A 236-nucleotide genomic window follows, 5' to 3' on the forward strand; every position below is an offset into this window, starting at 1 on the left:
GCGCAGCGACTGGTCGAGCGAAGCGAGGACGTACTTGCGGGAACCGCCGACCTGCCCGAAGGCGCCCGGCCACATGTCCCAGCCGGCCTTCGTCGAGACGACCATCTCGTCGCGGAAGGGCGCGAAGTCCTCGCGCATGAGCTTGCCGAAGTTCAGCTCGGCGGCCCCGTAGGGCGGGCCGTAGTTGTTCGCCAGGTCGTGGTGCGAGATGCCGAGGTCGAACGCCCGGCGGCTCA

Annotated in this window: 1 protein-coding gene; it reads right to left on the reverse strand. The window is 69.5% G+C overall.

Annotated elements, in window-relative coordinates; all coding sequences use genetic code 11:
• Nucleotides 1–236, reverse strand: a 236-nt coding sequence (locus QCD68_RS17330; RefSeq protein WP_301223909.1) for an aldo/keto reductase, incomplete at both ends; no start/stop codon positions are given.

Origin of the sequence: Curtobacterium sp. PsM8, assembly GCF_030433875.1 — a bacterium.
GTDB lineage: Bacteria > Actinomycetota > Actinomycetes > Actinomycetales > Microbacteriaceae > Curtobacterium.